This window comes from Thermophilibacter gallinarum, assembly GCF_014982725.1.
Lineage (GTDB): Bacteria > Actinomycetota > Coriobacteriia > Coriobacteriales > Atopobiaceae > Thermophilibacter > Thermophilibacter gallinarum.
This window is the reverse complement of record NZ_JADCJZ010000002.1, coordinates 419,771-440,229: the sequence shown is the minus strand read 5'-3', so window position 1 is coordinate 440,229 and position 20,459 is coordinate 419,771. Positions and strand designations below refer to the sequence as shown.

18 protein-coding genes are annotated in these 20,459 nt (G+C 67.6%); 13 read left to right on the top strand and 5 right to left on the bottom strand.

The features are described 5' to 3' along the window. Positions 1-137: 137 nt before the first annotated feature. From INF26_RS05940 to INF26_RS05920, 5 genes are all read left to right on the top strand, one after another. Positions 138-1,325, top strand: coding sequence for a glycoside hydrolase family 88 protein (locus tag INF26_RS05940; protein WP_193529874.1), 1,188 nt, complete (start codon positions 138-140; stop codon positions 1,323-1,325). 12 nt (positions 1,326-1,337) lie between these two features. Continuing rightward, on the top strand, positions 1,338-1,835 hold the full coding sequence (locus INF26_RS05935) for a PTS sugar transporter subunit IIB (RefSeq protein ID WP_193529873.1): 498 nt from the start codon (positions 1,338-1,340) through the stop codon (positions 1,833-1,835). A gap of 63 nt (positions 1,836-1,898) precedes the next feature. After that, complete coding sequence (locus INF26_RS05930) at positions 1,899-2,687, top strand: PTS mannose/fructose/sorbose/N-acetylgalactosamine transporter subunit IIC (protein ID WP_193529872.1); 789 nt, start codon at positions 1,899-1,901, stop codon at positions 2,685-2,687. Continuing rightward, a complete protein-coding gene (locus INF26_RS05925) occupies positions 2,674-3,498 on the top strand; it encodes a PTS system mannose/fructose/sorbose family transporter subunit IID (RefSeq protein WP_193529870.1) in 825 nt (274 codons plus the stop codon). Before INF26_RS05930 ends, INF26_RS05925 begins: the two co-directional genes overlap by 14 nt. A 106-nt stretch (positions 3,499-3,604) precedes the next feature. Then, positions 3,605-5,584: a heparinase II/III family protein gene (locus INF26_RS05920; protein WP_193529869.1), complete on the top strand. Its 1,980-nt coding sequence runs from the start codon at positions 3,605-3,607 to the stop codon at positions 5,582-5,584. Positions 5,585-5,697: 113 nt separating this feature from the next. Here INF26_RS05920 and INF26_RS05915 read toward each other — a convergent pair whose 3' ends face one another. Together INF26_RS05915 and INF26_RS05910 are read right to left on the bottom strand one after the other, a co-directional pair. Then, positions 5,698-6,495, bottom strand: a complete 798-nt coding sequence (locus INF26_RS05915) for a carbohydrate-binding protein (RefSeq protein WP_193529867.1) — start codon at positions 6,493-6,495, stop codon at positions 5,698-5,700. A gap of 79 nt (positions 6,496-6,574) precedes the next feature. After that, positions 6,575-7,408, bottom strand: a complete 834-nt coding sequence (locus INF26_RS05910; protein WP_269747151.1) for a gluconate 5-dehydrogenase — start codon at positions 7,406-7,408, stop codon at positions 6,575-6,577. Positions 7,409-7,671: 263 nt separating this feature from the next. On the opposite strand from INF26_RS05910, the gene INF26_RS05905 reads away from it, so the two are divergent. Further along, positions 7,672-8,712, top strand: a complete 1,041-nt coding sequence (locus tag INF26_RS05905) for a sugar kinase (protein ID WP_193529865.1) — start codon at positions 7,672-7,674, stop codon at positions 8,710-8,712. A gap of 35 nt (positions 8,713-8,747) precedes the next feature. Then, positions 8,748-9,395: a bifunctional 4-hydroxy-2-oxoglutarate aldolase/2-dehydro-3-deoxy-phosphogluconate aldolase gene (gene eda / locus INF26_RS05900; protein ID WP_226371899.1), complete on the top strand. Its 648-nt coding sequence runs from the start codon at positions 8,748-8,750 to the stop codon at positions 9,393-9,395. A gap of 157 nt (positions 9,396-9,552) precedes the next feature. Here eda and INF26_RS05895 read toward each other — a convergent pair whose 3' ends face one another. Continuing rightward, the gene (locus INF26_RS05895; RefSeq protein WP_193529864.1) at positions 9,553-12,144 is read right to left on the bottom strand and encodes a DEAD/DEAH box helicase; all 2,592 of its coding nucleotides are present in this window, start codon (positions 12,142-12,144) and stop codon (positions 9,553-9,555) included. 76 nt (positions 12,145-12,220) lie between these two features. Here INF26_RS05895 and INF26_RS05890 point away from each other — a divergent pair, with 76 nt between their 5' ends. Continuing rightward, positions 12,221-12,736, top strand: a complete 516-nt coding sequence (locus INF26_RS05890) for a nitroreductase family protein (RefSeq protein WP_193529862.1) — start codon at positions 12,221-12,223, stop codon at positions 12,734-12,736. Positions 12,737-12,881: 145 nt separating this feature from the next. Continuing rightward, positions 12,882-14,189 (top strand): polysaccharide deacetylase family protein, encoded by a 1,308-nt coding sequence (locus tag INF26_RS05885; protein ID WP_193529861.1) that lies wholly within the window; start codon positions 12,882-12,884, stop codon positions 14,187-14,189. Positions 14,190-14,334: 145 nt separating this feature from the next. Here the strand turns inward: INF26_RS05885 and pyrE are convergent, their stop codons facing one another. Continuing rightward, the gene (gene pyrE, locus INF26_RS05880) at positions 14,335-14,997 is read right to left on the bottom strand and encodes an orotate phosphoribosyltransferase (protein WP_193529859.1); all 663 of its coding nucleotides are present in this window, start codon (positions 14,995-14,997) and stop codon (positions 14,335-14,337) included. Between the two features lie 119 nt (positions 14,998-15,116). Between pyrE and asnS the strand changes: the two genes are divergently transcribed. After that, positions 15,117-16,520 (top strand): asparagine--tRNA ligase, encoded by a 1,404-nt coding sequence (gene asnS, locus INF26_RS05875; RefSeq protein ID WP_193529857.1) that lies wholly within the window; start codon positions 15,117-15,119, stop codon positions 16,518-16,520. 13 nt (positions 16,521-16,533) lie between these two features. Here the strand turns inward: asnS and glpK are convergent, their stop codons facing one another. Next, positions 16,534-18,027 (bottom strand): glycerol kinase GlpK, encoded by a 1,494-nt coding sequence (glpK, locus tag INF26_RS05870; RefSeq protein ID WP_193529855.1) that lies wholly within the window; start codon positions 18,025-18,027, stop codon positions 16,534-16,536. Between the two features lie 149 nt (positions 18,028-18,176). On the opposite strand from glpK, the gene INF26_RS05865 reads away from it, so the two are divergent. The 3 genes from INF26_RS05865 (at position 18,177) to INF26_RS05855 (ending at position 20,445) form a co-directional block, all read left to right on the top strand. Continuing rightward, complete coding sequence (locus tag INF26_RS05865; RefSeq protein WP_193529854.1) at positions 18,177-18,455, top strand: hypothetical protein; 279 nt, start codon at positions 18,177-18,179, stop codon at positions 18,453-18,455. An 11-nt stretch (positions 18,456-18,466) separates the two neighbouring features. Next, on the top strand, positions 18,467-19,396 hold the full coding sequence (locus tag INF26_RS05860; protein ID WP_193529853.1) for a hypothetical protein: 930 nt from the start codon (positions 18,467-18,469) through the stop codon (positions 19,394-19,396). 83 nt (positions 19,397-19,479) lie between these two features. Beyond that, positions 19,480-20,445, top strand: a complete 966-nt coding sequence (locus tag INF26_RS05855) for a type I phosphomannose isomerase catalytic subunit (RefSeq protein ID WP_193529852.1) — start codon at positions 19,480-19,482, stop codon at positions 20,443-20,445. The last annotated feature ends 14 nt before the right edge of the window (positions 20,446-20,459 follow it).

Sequence of the window (20,459 nt, the reverse complement as noted above, 5' to 3'; positions counted from 1 at the left end):
TGAGATATTAACTTGCGCAATTAACTGTATATTCTTATAAGTCTTGACTAGTGAACCGGTTTATAAGAAGCTGTTCACCACGAACTGTAGGAGGCGCGGCCGAACCGGCGCAAGAGGGCGCGGAAGGGACGGAACGGATGGGTTACGTGAGCACCGAGGAGATCGCCGACTGCGACCGATGGCTCGGCGTCGAGCCCCTCACCAAGGAGGAGGTCGAGCGCGGCCTGGCATGCTGCCTCGCACAGATTGACGCGAACCTCGACTACTTCGGCACCAAGTTTCCCTGGTCCGCCACCAAGGGCCTCCAGTATCCCATCATCGAGAACATCGAGTGGACGGACGGCTTCTGGACCGGCCTCCTCTGGCTCGCCTATGAGATGACGGGCGACGAGAAGTACCGCCAGCGCGCCATGGACAACGTTGCCAGCCTCAAGCACCGCGTGGAGAACCGCATCGAGCTGGACCACCACGACCTCGGCTTCCTCTACGTGCCCTCGTGCGTGGCCGCCTATCGCCTCACCGGCAGCGAGGACGCCCGCGCCGCCGCGCTCCTGGCCGCGGACAAGCTCATGGAGCGCTGGCAGCCCAAGGGCAAGTTCCTGCAGGCGTGGGGTCCCATGGACAGCCCGGAGCACTACCGCTTCATCATCGACTGCATGCTCAACCTCCCCATCCTCTACTTTGCCTCGGAGGAGACGGGCGACACGCGCTACCGCGACGTCTGCCGCATGCACTTCGACACCACCGTGGACAACATCATCCGACCGGACGGCAGCGCCTTCCACACGTTCTATATGAACCCCGAGACCGGCGGCCCCGACCACGGCGCCACCCGCCAGGGCTACAACGACGACTCCGCATGGGCGCGCGGCCAGGCGTGGGGCATCTACGGCATCCCCCTCAACATGCGTCACCTGAACGACCGCAAGTACCTCGAGACCTGGCGCGCGATGGCCAACTACTTCGTCAACCGCCTGCCCGAGGACTCCATCTGCTACTGGGACCTCATCTTCGGTGACGGTTCCGGGCAGTCGCGCGACTCTAGCGCCGCCGCGGCAGCCGCCTGCGGCTTCATGGAGGTCGCGCCGATGCTGCCCGTCGACGACCCCGACGCTCCGGTCTACGCGGGCGTCACGGCCCAGATGATGCGCTCGCTCATCAACGCGTACACCTCAGACGACCACACGCCCGGTCGCCCGATCATCTACCACGGCGTCTACAGCTGGCACTCCGGCAAGGGCGTGGACGAGGGCAACATCTGGGGCGACTACTACTTCATGGAAGCACTGGTTCGCAGCGCCAAGAGCTGGAACCCGTATTGGTAGGAGGAGAAGGACATGGCAACACCGAACATCGTCGCGACGCGCATTGACGAGCGCCTGGTCCATGGCCAGGGCCAGCTCTGGATCAAGTCCCTGGGCGTCAACACCGTCATCGTGGCCAACGATGACGCCGCCGCCGACAAGATGGCGCAGACCCTGATGAAGACGGTCATCCCGGGCAACATCGCGATGCGCTTCTTCACGCTGCAGAAGACCATCGACATCATCCACAAGGCCGCGCCCGACCAGAAGATCTTCCTGATCGTCAAGACGCCCGAGGACGCGCTCAAGCTCGTGGCCGGCGGCGTGCCCACCGGCGAGATCAACGTGGGCAACATCCACAACGCCGAGGGCAAGGAGAAGGTCACCCGCTCGATCTTCCTCGGTCCCGAGGACAAGGCGGCCTTCGTCGAGATGGCCGACAAGTACGGCATCACGTTCAACACCCGCACGACCCCCACGGGCGCCGACGGCTCGGTCGAGGTCGACATCATGGAGTTCTGCAGGAAGTAGTTCCTGCTGGGCCTGTGCCCGTCGCCAGGCGGGCGGAAGTAGGATCTTGTAAAAGGAGGGAACGTGGAGATTTCGATCATCCAGGCCGTTCTTATCGGCCTCTGGACAGCGGTCTGCTGGAGCGGCATGCTGTTCGGCATCTACACCAACCGCAGCCTCGTGCTGGCGTTTGGCGTGGGCGTCATCCTCGGTGACATCCCGACGGCGCTCGGCGTCGGCGCGGTGGCCGAGCTCGCCTTCATGGGCTTTGGCGTCGGCGCCGGCGGCACCGTGCCGCCCAACGCCATCGGCCCGGGCATCGTGGGCACCCTGATGGCCATCACCACCGAGGGCGTCACCCCGGAGAGCGCGCTTGCCCTCTCCATCCCGTTCGCGGTTGCCATCCAGTTCCTGCAGACCGCCATCTACACGGCCTGCTCCGGCAACCAGGAGGCCGCTGCCCGCGCCCTCGAGGCCGGCAAGCTCGGCAAGTATCGCTTCGTCTGCAACATCACGGTCATCCTGTTCGCCAGCTGCGGCTTCCTGCTGGGCTTCTTTGCCTGCGTCGCCATGGGCCCGCTGCAGGCCCTCATCGAGGCCATTCCCGCGTGGCTCACGACCGGCCTCTCCGTCGCCGGCGGCATGCTGCCCGCCATCGGCTTCGCGATGATTCTGAGCGTCATGCTCACCAAGGAGTTCATCCCCTTTGCGCTGCTCGGCTACATCTGCGCCGCCTACCTCGGCATCCCGACGGTCGGTATCGCCATGGTCGGCCTGGTGTTCGCGCTCAAGCGCTACTTTGACGTGAAGAAGCAGGAGGAGCTTCAGCCCGCTGCCGCTGCTGAGGAGGTCAGCCACGATGACTGGATCTAACGAGAAGAAGCTCGTCAAGAGCGACTACACCAAGACGATGATTCGCGCTTGGCTGCTTCAGAACGGTTTCAACTACAGCAACTACCAGGGCAACGGCTACTCCTACGTGGTCTACCCCGCCCTCAAGAAGATTCACGGGGGCGACAAGGAGGGGCTGTGCAAGGACCTCGCCGATAACTGCGAGTTCTACAACACCAACCCCAACCTGCTGCCGTTCGTGACCTCTCTGCACCTTGCCATGGCCGACGAGGGCATCCCCTACAGCGAGATCCGTGGTCTCAAGATGGCCCTCATGGGCCCGCTCGCTGGCATCGGCGACTCGCTGTCGCAGTTCTGCCTCGCGCCGCTCTACTCGACGATTTTCTCGTCGCTGGCGCAGCAGGGCCTTGCCTTTGCCCCGGTGGGCTTCTGGCTGGCCATCAACGGCACCCTGCTCGCGATCAAGTTCGCGATGTGCAACCTTGGTTACAAGCTCGGCACCTCGGTTATCGACAAGCTGAGCAAGTCCATGGCGCTCATCTCCGAGTGCGCGAGCATGGTCGGCGTCACGGTCATCACCGGCCTCGCCGTCTCGTTCGTCAAGATGAACGTCAACATCGAGTTCGCCGCCGGTGCCGCCGAGGAGGGCGTCAAGCAGTCCACGGTGAGCATCCAGGGCATGCTCGACAACATCGCCCCGTCGCTTCTGCCGGTGCTCTACATGCTCCTGATGTTCTATCTCATCAAGAAGCGCAACTGGAACACCTACCAGCTCGTCATTCTGACGGTCGTCGTGGGCGTCGCCCTCTCCGCGTGCGGCATCCTCGTCTAGTTGGGCGGCTGCTCGGAGCATAGCTGACTGTTCGTTCGGATGCGGGCGGCGCGGTCCCAGGTGCGGGACGGCGCCGCCCGCTTGGTTTCACGGGAAGGGGCAGGACATGGACATCGTTTCCGCTCGCGCGAAGCTCAGGGAGGCAGCCGCGCTGATGCGGGTGGGTGAGATGGGGGAGCGGCTCGCCGACCGCGACCCCAGCACTCTTCTCGCCCGCGCTCAGGAGGTCATGGCGGACACCTACACGTTCTCAAAGACGTGGGACATGGAGCGCTGTCGCGTGCCGTTTGCACTGCCGAAGGGCGCCTATGACTGGAACGTCGTCAACAACGACGACGAGGAGTGGTGCTTCATGCTCAACCGCATGGACTTCCTCGAGGACCTTGCGCTTGCTTCGCTGGTCACCGGAGAGGCGTCCTACGCGGAGAAGGCGGCGGCACTCATCGGGTCCTGGGTCGAGGCGCATCCCGCGATCGTGCCCGAACTCTCCACGCGCACGCTCGACACCGGCATCCGCATCCGCACGTGGGCCACGGTGCTGCCCACCCTGGATGCGGCGGGTGCGCTCTCGGACGAGCTTCTGGAGAGGACGCTCGGGAGCATTCGCACCCAGATCGCGTCGCTGCGCGAGCGCTACCTGCCCAAGTACGAGACAAGCAACTGGGGCAGTATCCAGACCCTTGGCATCCTCACCGTGCTGGCTACGATCGGGGACGACCCGGAGTCCGACCCGGACTGGGCCTGGGCGAAGGGGCGCGCCGAGTCCCAGATGGCGGCCCAGGTCTATCCCGACGGAATAGACTGGGAGCAGTCCACGATGTATCACGTCGAGGTGCTGCTCTACGCGCTGCGCGCCCTGCACGTGCTGGAGGCGCGGGGCATCGAGGCCCCGCTCGGGCTGCGCGGTGCCACCGATCGCCTGGCGCACGGCCTCGCGGCGCAGATGATGCCCGATGGCTGCATCGACGCGCAGGGCGACTCCGACCGCACGGACGTGCGCGGGCTTCTCGCCTTGTGCGCGGGCGTGCTCGGCGATGCGGCACTCGCCCGGGCCTCCGGTCGCACCCAGCTCGACGCCGGCGACCTCTTCGCCTTCGGCTGCGACGTGGAGGACGCTCTCGCGGCATGCGCCGGCAAGGCGGGCGCCGAGCTGCCGCTCGTCTTCGACGGCGTCGACTCCGGGCTCTTTGTGGCGCGCTCGTCCTGGGGGGCAGACGCCAATATGACGGTCTTCTCGTCCGGCCCGCTGGGCTCGGGCCACGGGCACTCCGACAACCTGCACGTGACGGTCGTCTACCAGGGTGCGCCCGTGCTCGTGGACGCCGGCCGATTCACCTATCGCGAGGACTCTCCGGTACGCCCCTATCTCAAGGGGCCGCGCGCACACAACGTTGCGCTTCTGGACGGTCGATCGAGCTGCGTGCCCAAGGGCAGCTGGGGATACAGCGACTTTGGCTACCCGCTCAAGACCTACGCTCGCCACGCGGGCGGCGCGCATTACTTCGAGGGCGCGCTCGTGGGGCACGATCCTCTGCACGTGCTGGTTCGCAAGCTCGTGGCGCTGGACTGCGGCGTCTGGATCTGCGCGGACGAGGCCTTGGCCGAGGGCGAGCACGAGCTGGTCTCGCGCTTTCACTTTGATCCGGGGGTCAGGGTGGCGCCGGGCGGCGAGGCGTGCCGTGTGAGCTGTGCCGCCGGCGAGCTCGTGCTTGGCTCGACCGGGTCGATTTCGATGGGCTCCGAGCAGATCTCGCTCGACTACAACGTGCTCAGCGATGCTGCTCTCGTCGAGGTGCGCTCCGGGTTTGCCGAGCGGGGCTCCCAGCTCTGGTGGATGGCATCTGGGCGCGTGCGCGTGAGCCCGGTGCCTGTGCTGCGCGGCGGCTCCGAGCCCGTTGACACCGCGCTCGCCGAGGCGGTGCGCTTTGAGGTGGGCGCGGACGAGTTCTACACGGTGGCGTTCTTCCACGGTGAGGCCTACACGGGCGTGAAGGCGTTTGCCTGCGAGGGTGTGAGCTTCCATGCCAAGGCCGTGGTGGTTCACGGTATGGGCGAGAGGCGCGAGCTCACTGTACTTCGCGCGTAGGCGCTGTCGCGTCGCGCGGGGGCTTCTCTTCGCGTGCGGACGGGCCGCCGAGGTTGTTCTCGGCGGCCCGCAGCTCCTTTGAAATCGCTTCCCGGCTGAGATCGTCTCCGGGGCTATCCCAGCGTGCCCATGACGATGAGCTGAGTGAGTGCGGGAAACTCCGCGGGATCGTCCGCCCTCACCATGTCGGAGAGACGAATCCACTCGATGTCACGCCCGACCTCACCGAGCGAGAAGCGCTGGGGCACGCCGGTCTTCTTGAGGTGCACCGTGGTCTCGAAGCCGTCCGAGCAGGTGAGCGTCGCCTGCTCCCACCAGGTGTCGTGCGGGAAGTCCGCCCGGAGCACGAGCACTGCCTCCTCCGCATGGACCGGCCGGCCAAAGTCCACCTGGAGCCAGGCGTCGTCACGGCCGTTGATGCCCCAGGACTCATAGGGCCAACGGCCGTGGTGAATGCTCTGCCAGGTGCCGTCGATCGCGTTGCGCGCGATGAAGCGCGGATTTGTGGCGCCCGAGTTGGTGGAGGCGTGAGGGTAGATGCCGTCGGCGCCCTCGAGGTCGTGCGAGTTGAGGGCGAGGTTGCGCCAGGAAGAGCGCTCGCGCGGGTCGAGCACGCGCGCGTAGCCCCAGTGGGTGTCGCCGAGGAAGGCGTGGCTGGGGTAGGAGTCGCGCGCAGCCTCGAAGGGGATGGGGAACTCGAGGCGGCCGTCCGCCAGGTAGACGACGCTCGGGGGCAGGGACTCGTCGAGCATGACCTCGAGCTCGACGTTCTTCTCGCCTGATTCGAGTACGAGGACGTCGCCGGGCTGGTACTCGGCGTAGCGCGTGTCAAGCTGGACGAGGTCCTCTCCGGTGGAGGTGCCGCGTACGGTGCCGTCCGCACCGACGAGGCTGAGGGTGAGCTGTGGCATGTGGCCTCCCATCGATAGGAAAAGCGCCGCGGGGCGCATGGCAGTCCCCGCGGCGCGGAAAAGCGAATCGGCGAGCGGCCTACTGCGGCTGCTTGCCGATGTAGGCGAGGATGCCGCCGTCGACGTAGACGACCTGGCCGTTCACGAAGTTGGAGGCGTCGGAGGCAAGGAACACCGCGGTGCCCATCAGGTCGATCGGGGTGCCCCAGCGCGCAGCGGGCGTCTTGGCGCAGATGAACTGGTCAAACGGGTGACGGGAGCCGTCGGGCTGGGTCTCGCGCAGCGGCGCGGTCTGCGGCGTGGCGATGTAGCCGGGCCCGATGCCGTTGCACTGGATGTTGTGCTCGCCGAACTCGGAGCAGATGTTGCGGGTGAGCATCTTGAGACCGCCCTTGGCGGCGGCGTAGCCGGCCACGGTCTCGCGACCGAGCTCGCTCATCATGGAGCAGATGTTGATAATCTTGCCGTGGCCCTTCTCGATCATGCCGGGAAGGACGGCCTTGGAGACGATGAACGGGGCGTTGAGGTCAACGTCAACGACCTGACGGAAGTCCTCGGCGCTCATCTCAAGCATGGGGATGCGCTTGATGATGCCGGCGTTGTTGACGAGGATGTCCGGGGTGGTGCCGAAGTCGGCCTTGATGTCGGCGATGAGCTGCTCGACCTCGTCGACCTTGGTGACGTCGGCCACGTAGCCCTTGGCCTCGACGCCCTCGTCGGCGTAGGCCCTCTCGCCCATCTCCTTCTTCTCGGGGTTGAGGTCGTTGAAGGCGATCTTGGCGCCGGCCTTGGCGAGCGCCGTGGCGACGGCGAAGCCAATGCCATAGGAGGCGCCGGTGACCAGCGCAACCTTGCCGTCAAGACGGAAGCTGTCCATGCTGAAGGTGCTGGGGTCTGCGTACTGCTCTGCCATTGATCCTCCTCGTTTCGTCCGGCTTCTGCCGGTCTGCTGCCGGTTTGTGGCGTAAGTTGGCCGGCTTTATGGCTTAAGTATGGTAGGTAAACCAGTTTTGTCAAGAACAGAGACGGCGAAATACCTAGATTTTCGGTACATTCACGGAAGGGCGTTGGACTGCTCGCCGTCGCTGCTCTATGATTTTCTCGCAGAATCTGGTAAACCAGTTCACAATAGCACGGTGACTACGGAAAAGTTGCAGACAGAAGGAGCTGAGCGGCATGCACGACCTGAGCGAGCGCACCACCGTCCTTGCCTTCGGAGAGCTCATGATGAGGCTCTCTCCGCCCGACAACCAGCGTCTGGAGCAGGCGACGAGCTTCGAGGTGCGCTACGGCGGCGCCGAGGCCAACGCCGCGCTCTCGCTTGCCTTCCAGGGAGACTCCGCGGCGTTTGTCTCGGTTGTTCCGCCCAACCGCATCGGCGACTGCGCGCTGCGCTCGCTCGTGGCCTATGGGGTGGACGTCACGCGCGTGGTGCGCGAGGGGGATCGTCTGGGGAGCTACTTCTTCGAGGTCGGCGCCTCCATGCGCTCCAACGGCTGCGTCTACGACCGCAAGTACTCCGCCCTCTCCCTGGCCGCGCGCTCCGCGTTCGACTGGGACAGCGTCCTTGACGGCGTGGGGGCCTTCTACTTCTCCGGCGTGACGCCCGCGCTCTCCGAGGAGCTGGCCGCAGCCTGCGAGGACGCCCTCGCCGCCTGTCGGGAGCGCGGCATTGTCACGATCTGCGACCTCAACTACCGCGGCAAGCTCTGGAGCCCGGAGCGCGCGCAGGAGGTCATGCGGCGCCTGCTCCCATATGTTGACGTCTGCATCGCCAACGACGAGGACGCGCCTTCCGCACTGGGGATGACCTGCGTCTCCGGGTCGCTCGCGAACGGGATCGAGGAGCGCGGGGACTACGTGGAGATGGCGCGCCAGATCTGCGAGGAGTACGGCTGCTCGATGGTGGCCTCCGTCATTCGCGACGTCCGCTCCGTCGAGGACTCCGACTGGATGGGCATGGTCTACGCGGGCGGCACGGCGCACTTCTCGTCCGTGCACCACGTGCACGTGCTCGAGGGCGTGGCCGCTGGTGACGCCTACGGCGCCGGCCTCATCCACGCACTTCTTCACGGCTACGATCTCGATCATGCGAGCGAGTACGCCATCGCGGCGAGTGTGCTCAAGCTCACCATCCCCGGGGACTCCAACCTGGTGAGCGAGGCTGAGATCGAGGCCGTGGCGGCGAAGGGGGCGGGCCTGCGCGTGGCTCGCTAGGCCTAGTTGCAAACGGCAAGACGAGAGGACTTCCCATGGGCTATATGGATGCATTTTACAAGGACGTCGAGAGGGTTGGCGTTGTCCCGGTGGTCGTGCTCGACCGCGTGGAGGACGCGCTGCCGGTGGCGGACGTGCTCGTGAGGGGAGGGCTGCCCTCGGCAGAGGTCACCTTCCGCACCGCCTGTGCCGCCGACGCCATCCGGGAGATGAGCGAGAAGCGCCCGAACCTCATGGTGGGTGCCGGGACGGTGCTCACGCTCGATCAGGCGCGCCGCGCCGTGGATGCGGGCGCGCGCTACATCGTGACCCCGGGGTACAACATGGAGGTCGTGGACTGGTGCCTGGCAAACGAGGTGCCGGTGCTTCCTGCCGGGGTCACGCCTACCGAGGTCACGGCACTCGTGAACAAGGGGCTTGCGGTCACCAAGTTCTTCCCGGCCGCGCAGTACGGTGGCCTGGCGACGATCAAGGCGCTCGCCTCGGTCTTTGTGGGGCACCGCTTCATGCCAACCGGGGGCGTCTCCACCGCCAACCTGCGCGAGTACCTCGAGTGCCCGGCCGTCCTTGCCTGCGGTGGCACCTGGATGGTCAAGCCCGACCTCATCCGCTCCGGCGACTTTGACCGGATGTATCAGCTTACGCGCGAAGCGGCGCTGCTGGTCCGCGAGGTCAGGGGCTAGGTTTCAATACCGACCCGCCCGGCGCGCGAACTCTGCCATGCGCGCCGGCTCCTTTTCTCGGGGGCGCCCCCGCTGGCGACTTGCTGGCGGGGGCGCCGTTTTGGGTTCGTGCGCCCCCCGAATCTGCTGACAAGTGGCATCTCGGTGTCGGCTTCTCCTACTCGTCGTCCACGAAGCCGGCGCGGTAGGCCGAGAAGACCACGGCGCCCTCGTCCTGCGTGGCGTCGAGGTCCACGTCGCCCCAGATGCCGAAGTCGCGGTCGTCGTCGGAGTCGCGGAAGACCTGGTGCACGTGCCAGACGTGTGCGGACCGCTCGTCCTTCTCGTCTATCGAGAAGTACGCGGCGCTGCGGGCGTCGGCGTCCAGCAGGATCTCCTCGTGCGCCTCGTAGAAGCGGTCCAGCGCCTGCTGCCACACCGGCATGCGCCAGCCCCATTCGCCGTCGAGCTTGCCGAGCTCGTCCGCGCGCCCGTGCGCCGCCAGCCGCACGCGGGCGAAGAGCGCGTTGCGCACGAGCAGCGTGAGGCCTCGACGGTCGCGAACGACCTCGTCCGCGGCGGGCGGCGCGGCGTCGAGACCCTCGGAGGTGCCCTCGCCGGCGGTGGCCCACTCGTCCACGAGCGAGGAGTCCACCGTGCGCACCACGAGCCCCAGCCACGCGATGATGTCGCGCAGCCGCTCGTCGCGCTTCTCGAGCGGCACCGTGCGGTCGAGCGCGCGGAACGCCTCGGAGAGGTAGCGCAGGAGCAGGCCCTCGGAGCGCGCCACGTTGTAGCGGCCGATGTACTCCTTGAAGTCGCTCGCGGTCTCCACCATGTCGCGCAGGACGGACTTGGGGGAGAGGGCAAAGTCGCGCGCCCACGGCACCTGCTCGCAGTACTGCTCGAAGGCCGGCTCGAGCAGCTCCTCGAGCGGCTTGGGCCACGTGACCTCCTGCAGGCGCTCCATGCGCTCGTCGTACTCTATGCCCTCGGCCTTCATCTCGCTCATCGCGCGGTCGCGCGCCACGCGCTGCTGGGCGCGCAGGATCTGCCAGGGGTCCTCGAGCGTGGCCTCCGCCATGGAGATGACGTCGAGCGCATAGGTCTCCGACTCCGGGTCCAGAAGCTCGAGCGCGGCCAGCAGGAACGGCGAGAGGGGCTGGTCCAGGGCGAAGTCGTCCGGCAGGTCCACGGTCGTCGACCAGGACGCGCCGCCGTCGGTCAGCTCCTCGCGCGTGACCACGTCCGCGTCGAGCAGCGTGGCGAAGATCTCGTCCGCGCGCGTGGCGAGCGCGGCCTTCTCCGCCTCGGGCTGCGCCGACTCCTCGACCAGCCGGTGCACGCGCGTCCAGGCGTCGCCGCCCTGCTCGACCTCGGCGAGCACCATCGAGTGCGTGACCTTCATGCGCGGGCGCAGCGGCTCCGGCACGGCGGCGACCAGCCGCTCGAAGGTCTGCTTGTTCCAGCCCACGAAGCCCTCGGGCGGCTTCTTGGTTTTGACCTTGCGCGCCTTCTTGGGGTCGCCGCCGGCCTTGCGCAGGGCCCGGGCGTTCTCGATGTCGTACTCGGTGGCCTCGGCGATGACGTGGCCCTCAGTGTCAAAGCCGGCACGCCCGGCACGGCCCACGATCTGGTGGAACTCGCGCGCGTTCAGGTGGCGCATGCGCCGGCCGTCGAACTTCGAGAGCGCCGTGAGCACCACGGTGTGGATCGGCACGTTGATGCCCACGCCCAGCGTGTCCGTGCCGCAGATGACCGGCAGCAGGCCCTGCTGCGCGAGCTTCTCCACCAGAAGGCGGTAGCGCGGCAGCATGCCGGCGTGGTGCACGCCCACGCCGCAGCCCAGGAGGCGCTGCAGCGTCTTTCCGAAGGTGGTGGTGAAGCGCGTCCCCTTGATCGCGTCCTTGATGGCCTCGCGCTGCTCCTTGGTGGAGACGCCGTAGCTGGCCAGGCTCTGTGCGCTCGCCAGCGCGGCGTCCTGCGAGAAGTGAACGATGTAGAGCGGCGCCTCGCCCGCGCGCAGCGCCAGCTCGACGGTCCCCTCGAGCGCCGTGTCCACGAACTCGTACGACAGCGGCACGGGGCGCGGCGCGTCCGCGATGGTGTCCACGGTGCGCCCGCCCGTGTGCTCGGAGAGTGCCGCGGCAATCGACGAGGTGTCGCCGAGCGTCGCGCTCATGAGCAAGAACTGCGCGTTCGGCAGCGTGAGCAGCGGCACCTGCCAGGCCCAGCCGCGGTCCGGGTCAGCGTAGAAGTGGAACTCGTCCATGGCCACGCAGCCCACGTCGCACTTCTCGCCCTCGCGCAGCGCCTGGTTCGCCAGGATCTCCGCGGTGCAGCAGATGATCGGCGCCTCCGCGTTGATGGCCGCGTCTCCGGTGATCATCCCCACGTTCTCGCGGCCGAAGAGATTCACGAGGTCAAAGAACTTCTCGCTCACCAGCGCCTTGATGGGGGCGGTGTAGTAGGCGCGCCTATCCGTGCACACGCTCATGAAGCACATGCCCAGCGCCACCATGGACTTGCCCGAGCCCGTGGGCGTGCCCAGGATCAGGTGGTCGCCGGCTGCGAGCGACAACAGCGCCTCCTCCTGGTGCGGCCAGAGCTCGATGCCGCGCGCGTCCACCCAGCCCAGGAAGAGGTCGAGCGCCTCCTCGGCGGGGATGTCGGGGTAGGTCTCGTCGTCGGGCCAGGGAATGAGGCGCCCCAGCGAGCCGGGTGCGTTGGGGCCCTCGTCGACGGCCTCGGGTGCGGGTGCTGCGCTCATGCGTCTCCTCTCGTGCGGGCATTCATTCTAGCGCGGCGCGGCTATACTCGGACCATGCCGACATAAGGGAGGGACCATGACCGATTTCCTGCAGCTCGCACACGATCGCTACTCCTGCCGCGACCTCTCGGGCCGGCCCGTCGAGGCCGAGAAGATCGAGGCGCTCGTGGACGCCGCCGTCGCCGCGCCCACCGCGGTCAACAGGCAGCCCTGGCACCTCTGGGTCGTGGAGAGCCCGGACGCAGTGGAGCGCCTCTCGGCCCTTACGCGCTTCTCGTTCGGCGCCCGCGTGATCCTCATGCTCGGCGCCCGTGCGGACGAGGCGTGGACCCGCAAGTACGACGGCCGCAACTTTGCCGACGTCGACGCGTCCATCGTGGGCACCCACATCATGCTCGCCGCTCACGACCTGGGCCTGGGCACCACCTGGGTGGGGCACTTCGACGCGCCGGCGGTCCACGAGGCGTTCCCGGAGACCGAGGGCTACGACCTGGTGGCGCTCTTCCCGGTCGGCTACCCCGCGGAGGGCGCGGAGCCCTCGGCGAACCACGCCGCGCACCGCCCGACGGACGAGCTCGTGTCCAGGATCTAGGCACCCGCCTGCGGGAGGCCGGCGTTTGGCTTGTGAAATGGGGTTGAGTGACCGGAGTGTCACCTTGTTTGCCTCAGCAAACTGATACGCTGGGAGCCGTTGTTTCGATTCGTCACCTTCGAGTAGGACAAGAGGGCAGCAGGTCATGAGCAGCAGAAGGGGCACGCCCCGCCGCAGCGGCGCTTCGTATGGTCACAGCAGGTCGTCGGCACACGTCTATGCGTCGGCGCGCAAGAAGAGGTCCTCGCGCGGCTCGCTCGGCTTCACGCTCGCGGCGATCCTCGTCCTCGCGGCGGTCGTGGGCGGCGGCGTCCTTCTGTGGATCAACCGCACCGTCAACGTGAAGGTCGACGGTGCGCTCGTCAGCGTCCGCGCGGACGCCACCCTCGCGGACATCGCCGAGGCCCAGGAGATCAGCGTGGCCCCGGGCGACCTCGTCTCCGTGGGCGGGAACGTCCTCACCGAGGGCGAGGGCGCGCCCTTCTCGGCCACGGTCAACGGCAAGGAGCTCGACGCCGACCAGATCGAGGCCTTCCGCGCCAAGGGCAACGAGGAGATCGTCTTCGGCGACGGTGCCGACGTCACGGAGCCCTACCACGAGGAGGAGCGCGAGACCCAGCCCAAGATGGAGCCCTACGAGAAGATCGGCGCCGTCACCTACGTGGCCCAGTGGCCCAAGGCGGGCAAGGCGATCTACATGGTCGGCGACACCTCCGGCGAGACCGCGCTCAAGGAGGAGACCGAGCCCGTCCAGAACCTGGTCATCGAGAGCGTCAACCCGCAGCCCGAGGACGGCTCCAAGGTGATCGCCCTCACCTTTGACGACGGCCCGAACGCAAACTACACCCAGAAGTACCTGGACATCCTCGACAAGTACGGCATCAAGGCCACGTTCTTCTGCCTGGGCCCGGCGGCCGAGAAGAACCCTGACCTCGTGAAGGCGATCAAGGACCAGGGCTCCCAGGTCGCCTCCCACACCAAGAGCCACGGCGACCCGCTCTCCACGCTCGACGCCGACACGCTCCGCTCGGAGATCTCCGACGCCTTCGACTCCATCGAGGGCGCGGGCGGCGGCGCCACGACCGTCATCCGCCCGCCCTACGGCGACTTCAACAACCAGACCTGGCTCGACTCCAACGGGACGCTCTCCGCCTCCGTGATCTGGAACCTCGACAGCGAGGACTGGACCCTCCCCGGCGCGGACGCCATCGTCTCCAACTGCACGAACGGCGCGTACTCCGGCGCCATCATCCTCATGCACGACGGCGGCGGCAACCGTGACCAGGACCTCGAGGCGCTCCCGCGCATCATCGAGAACCTCCAGGACAAGGGCTACAAGTTCGTGACGATCAACGAGCTCATGGCCATGGACAGCCGCATCCCCGAGGACGTGGCCTCCGGCAACGCCACCATGCCCGAGGACGGCGCCTGGCCCACCGAGATGGTGGAGTAGGGGAGAGAGCCCTTTTGCCCGGGGCAGCATGCGCCCCTCGGATTTTATGGTCACACAAGATAAGCCCCCTACATGCGGTTTTTCTCGTTACCGCAGGTAGGGGGCTTACCATAAAACGGGAGTTGCGCGTGCTCGTCCTTCTCGTCTACTTGACGCCGTACTGCTCGTAGTAGGCGTCGATCGCCGCGCGCAGCTCCGGCGTGATTACGGTGCCGTCGAGCGCCTCCACGACCTCGGCCATGCTCACGATGCTCGCCACCGGGAAGCCGTACTTCTCCTGGATCTCCTGCTGGGCGGTCACGACGCCGCCCTTGCCGACCTCCATGCGGTTGAGGCTCACGATCAGGCCCTTGACCTCAACGTCAGCGGCCCCGGTGACCTTGGGGTAGGTCTCGTCGATGGACTTGCCGGAGGTGGTCACGTCCTCGATCATGACCACGCGGTCGCCGTCGGCGAGCTTGGCGCCGAGCAGGCCGCCCTTGTCGGCGCCGTGGTCCTTCTCCTCCTTGCGGTCGGAGCAGTAGCGGACCTCCTTGCCATAGAGGTCGTGCAGGGCGATGGCGGTGGTCACGGCCAGCGGGATGCCCTTGTACGCAGGCCCGAAGAGCACGTCGAAGTCCAGGCCGAAGTTGTCGTTGATGGCGTGGGCGTAGTACTCGCCCAGGCGCTTGAGCTGGGAACCGGTCACGTAGGCGCCGGCGTTCATGAAGAATGGGGACTTGCGACCGCTCTTGAGGGTGAAGTCGCCGAACTTGAGGACGTTGGCCTCGACCATGAAGTCGATGAACTCGCGCTTGTAGGCTTCCATGGGTGCTCCTTCCGGGGGTGCGTCTTGTCGCTGTCTCGATTCTAGCCGAGACCGCTTCCCCCCGATGCGCTAGAGTTAGACAGGCAAAAACAGGCGAGAAGAACCTCGGAGGAACGCCCGTGGAACGCACGCACATCTCTCAGCTCTTCGCCGACATGGACGAGCTCGGCGGGACCACCGTCACCGTCGCCGGCTGGGTCCGCTCGGTCCGCGACATGAAGAACTTCGGCTTCGTCATGCTCAACGACGGCTCCTGCTTCAAGGACCTGCAGGTTGTCATGAACCGCGAGAAGCTCGCCAACTACGACGAGATTTCAGCCACGGGCGTGGGATCGGCCCTCGTGGTCACGGGCACGCTCGCGCTCACGCCGGATCGCCCGCAGCCCTTCGAGCTCCAGGCGGCGGAGATTCGCGTCGAAGGCGCCTCCGCGCCGGATTACCCGATGCAGAAGAAGCGCCAGACCCGCGAGTTCCTGCGCACCCAGCAGCACCTGCGCAGCCGTACTAACCTCTTCCGCGCCGTCTTCCGCGTGCGCTCCGTGGCCGCCTACGCCATCCACCGCTTCTTCCAGGAGCGCGGCTTCGTCTACGTGAACACGCCGATCATCACCACCTCCGACGCTGAGGGCGCGGGCGAGATGTTCCGCGTGACCACGCTCGACGTGGAGAACCCGCCCCGCACCGAGTCCGGCGCCATCGACTGGTCCCAGGACTTCTTCGGCCACGCCGCCAACCTCACCGTCTCCGGCCAGCTCCAGGCCGAGAACTTCGCGCTCGCCTTCGGCGACGTCTACACCTTCGGCCCCACCTTCCGCGCCGAGAACTCCAACACGCGCCGGCACGCGGCCGAGTTCTGGATGGTCGAGCCCGAGATGGCCTTCTGCGACCTCGCCGGCGACATGGCGTGCGTCGAGGAGATGCTCAAGTACGTGATCAACTACGTGATGGACGCGTGCCCGGACGAGATGGAGTTCTTCAACAAGTTCGTCGACAAGGGCCTCATCGAGCGCCTCACGCACGTGGCCACCTCGGACTTCGCGCACGTCACCTACACCGAGGCCATCGAGATCCTGCAGCAGGCCGCCGCCTCCGGCCACGTCTTCGAGTATCCCGTGGAGTGGGGCTGCGACCTGCAGACCGAGCACGAGCGCTACCTCACCGAGGAGCACTTCAAGCGCCCGACCTTCGTGACGGACTACCCGGCCGCCATCAAGGCCTTCTACATGCGCCTGAACGACGACGGCAAGACCGTTGCCGCCGTGGACTGCCTCGTGCCGGGCATCGGCGAGATCGTGGGCGGCTCCCAGCGCGAGGAGCGCCTGGACGTGCTCGAGCGCCGCATCGCGGAGCTGGGCATGGAGCCGGAGCAGTACAAGTACTACCTCGACCTGCGTCGCTACGGCGGCTGCGAGCACGCGGGCTTCGGCCTGGGCTTCGAGCGCATGGTGATGTACCTCACCGGCGTGGACAACATCCGCGACGTCATCCCGCACCCGCGCACCGTGGGCAACGCGGACTTCTAGGCTCCCGCGACCCCTACATCACGCGGCGCACGGCGTCGTGCCAGCCGGCGAGAAGGGCGTCTACGCGCGCCGGGTCCATCGTGCGGCGGAACACGTCGTCCGTCTCGCGCAGCGCGACGAGCTCGTCCGTGCCGCCCCAGAACCCCGAGGCCAGCCCGGCGAGAAACGCGGCGCCGAGCGAGGTGGTCTCGGTGTTGGCGGGCCGGCGTAGCTCACACCCGAGCAGATCGGCCTGGAACTGCATGAGGAAGTCGTTCGCCGAGGCCCCGCCGTCGACGTTGAGCACGTCGAGCGCCGATCCCGCGTCCGCCTCCATGGCGTCCGCCAGGTCGCGAATCTGGTAGGCGAGGGCCTCGAGCGCCGCACGCACCAGGTGCGCCCGTCCCGTCCCGCGCGTGAGGCCGAGGATCACCCCGCGCGCGTCCGGCTCCCACCACGGGGCGCCGAGCCCGGTGAACGCGGGCACCACGTAGACGCCGCCCGTGTCCGGCACGCTCTGCGCCAGCGACTCGGTCTCCGCCGCGTCGCGGATGATGCCGAGCTCGTCGCGCAGCCACTGAACCAGCGCGCCGGCGACGAAGACCGAGCCCTCGAGCGCGTACTGCGTCTGCGTCGTGCCGGGGGGCGAGGCGACGATCGTGGTCACGAGGCCGTGCTCGCTCTCGCGCGCCTCGGCGCCGGTGTGCAGCAGCATGAAGCAGCCGGTGCCGTAGGTGTTCTTGGCCTGCCCGGGCGCGAAGCAGCACTGGCCGAAGAGCGCGGCCTGCTGGTCGCCCGCCACGCCGCAGACGGGGATGCCCGCCGGCAGCCCCGGGTAGCTCGTCTCGCCGAAGGGGCCCGAGCTCGGGCGCACCTCGGGCAGCATCGAGGCGGGTATGTCGAAGAGGTCCAGCAGGTCCTGGTCCCAGCGGCCCTCGTGGATGTTGTAGAGCATGGTGCGGCAGGCGTTGGTGGGGTCCGTGGCGTGCACGAGCCCGCCGGTGAGCGTCCACACGAGCCACGTGTCCACGGTGCCGAAGAGCAGCTCCCCGGCCTCGGCCCGCGCGCGGGCGCCGGGCACGTTCTCCAGGATCCACGCGGTTTTGCTGGCCGAGAAGTACGCGTCGGGGAGAAGTCCCGTCTTGGAGCGCACCATCTCGCGGACCTCGGGGGTGCCGCAGACGCGCCCGACCATGTCCGCCGTGCGCCGGCACTGCCAGACGATGGCGTTGGACACCGGGACTCCCGTGGTCGGGTCCCAGACGATGGTAGTCTCGCGCTGGTTGTCGATGCCGATGGCAGCGACGTCGTCGGACGTCAGGCCGTGGCGGGCAACGAGCTCCGTGAGGGTCCCCAGCTGCGAGAAGAGGATGTCCTGCGGGTTGTGCTCGACCCAGCCGGGCTGCGGGAAGATCTGCTGGAACGGCCTCTGCACCACGTCCACCATCCGCCCGCGACGGTCCACGAGGACGGAGCGCGAGCTCGTGGTCCCCTGGTCGAGCGCTATGACGTACCTCTTCTCGCCCATGCGGCCCCCCTCGTCGCCCGGGGACATCGCGGTACGGGCCAAGTATCCTCCTCCCGCTGCCCGTCCGCCCGCGCGAGCCGCCCACCGACGAGAACGAGCCGCCCGTGACGAAGGGGTACCATCGAGGAAACGACATGCGAGGGGGACCCATGGGACTTCACTGCTCAGACTGCGCCTACGCGACCTTCACGCTCCACGAGGAGTCCGGCCTGTACCAGGGTGCGTGCAGCCGGGGCTACACGCTGACCAACCCGCACGTCCGCACGAGTCCCGAGGACCACTTTGCCGAGAGCCCGGACGGCCTCGTGCCCACCGTCGACCCCTTCGGTGCCGAGTACCTGCGCACCTCCAACGTGTGCGAGCGCTTTCTCCTCCCACGCGACGCCCACGGGGTCCCGCACGGCGGCCACCGCGGCCGGCGCGGCTGAGGGGGGTGGCCATGAGCTGGACGAGAAGGGCCGGTGCGCTTGCGGGTGCGCTCGTCCTGGGCGTCTCGCTCGTCGCCTGCGGGGCGGCGCCCTCCAGCCCCGACATCGCCGGCCTGGTCGAGGGCTGCGTGGGCAGCTGGGAGCTCGAGTCGGCCGAGTTCGACGAGGGGGACGTGGACGCCGAGACCCTCGAGGAGATGGAGTCCTACGGGATGCGCGTCACCCTGGACCTGGACTCCGACGGGGACCTGCTCATCGACGCCTTCGGCCAGCAGCAGACGGGCACCTGGGAGCTCAGGGATGCCGACACGCTCACGCTGACGCTCGAGGGCGAGGGCGTCGACGCGCCCCTCGCCGACGGGCGGCTCACGCTCGCCTACGACGGGGAGACGCTCGTCTTCACCAAGACGTCCGACGAGCCCGTCATGGACCGAGACCCGTCCGACAACGCGGGCGATCTGGGGATGGGCGGCCTGGACGACCTCGAGGAGACGGTGGACGACGTCGGGCATGACGGCCCGGAGCCCACGGAGTTCTCGGACCTGTTCTCCGACGAGCTGGTAGTCTGGCAGCTCCTCTACACCTCCAGCGTCGAGGTCGACGTCCCGCTCGACGTCGTCGCGGGCGACGACGAGACCGCGCTCGTCAAGATCACCGGCATCGGGACGGACCCCGTGGGCGACACGGGCTACCTCGTGAGCGTCGAGAACCGAACGGACGTCGACTTCGTGCTCACCAACGCGAGGACCACGGTCGACGGCGCGGACGTCTGGGAGGACGCCACGCTCTACTGCATGGCCGCGGCGGGGGAGACCTCCGAGGGCTTCCTCTTCGTCGACCGCGGGGTCGCCACCGTCACCGAGGGAACCTCCTGCGAGATCACCCTCGCGGCCGTCGACCACGACGAGAACGTCCTCGCGACCTACGAGGTGGCGCTCTAGTCCGAGCCCGTCTTAAGGGTCTATCATGGGGCGGGACGCCGACGGGCGCCCGTCCTTCTCAGCAACCGACCGATGGAGCAGCCATGAACGATGCCCGTGACCTCATCTTTCCCGAGCCCATCTTCCACGAGAAGATCTGGGGCGGCCGCAAGCTGGCCGACGACTTCGGCTACGAGATTCCCGACGGGCCGATCGGCGAGTGCTGGGCCATCAGCGCGCACCCCAACGGCGACTGCGTGGTCGCGGAGGGCGCCTGGGCGGGCAGGCACCTCTCCGAGCTCTGGGACGAGCACCGCGAGCTCTTCGGCGACCTCGAGGGCGACCGGTTCCCGCTGCTCGTGAAGATCATCGACGCCAAGGACAACCTCTCCGTGCAGGTCCACCCCGACGACGCCTATGCCGCCGAGCACGAGAACGGCAGCCTCGGCAAGCGCGAGTGCTGGTACGTGCTCGCCGTCGACCCGGGTACGCAGATCGTGATCGGCCAGCGCGCGCACGACCGCGCCGAGCTGGCGGCCATGATCGAGGAGGGTCGCTGGGACGACATGCTCAACCTCGTGCCGTGCCGGGTCGGCGACTTCTTCCCCATCGAGCCGGGCACCGTCCACGCCATCCAGGGCGGCACGCTGATCCTGGAGACCCAGCAGTCCTCCGACGTCACCTACCGCGTCTACGACTACGACCGCGTGGGCGACGACGGCAAGCCGCGCGACCTGCACATCCAGCAGAGCCTCGACGTGGTGGACTACGCGCAGCAGGCGCCGGCGTCCGGCGAGGTCACGGCGCCCGAGGTGGACGGTGTGACCGAGCTCATGGAGTGCCCGAACTTCGTGGTGGACCGCGTGCGCGTGGAGGGCGAGAAGGCCGTGGCCGAGGAGTGGCCCTTCCTCTGCGTGAGCGTGATCGAGGGGTCCGGCATCGTGCGCGCGGCCTCTGCCGGCGTGGAGCACGAGATTGCGCGCGGCACGCACTTCCTGGCTCCGTCCGGCTGCGGAGACCTGCGCTTCTCGGGCGACATGACGCTCGTGACGTCCCGCGTCCCGGCATAGGGCAGCGCCCCCGC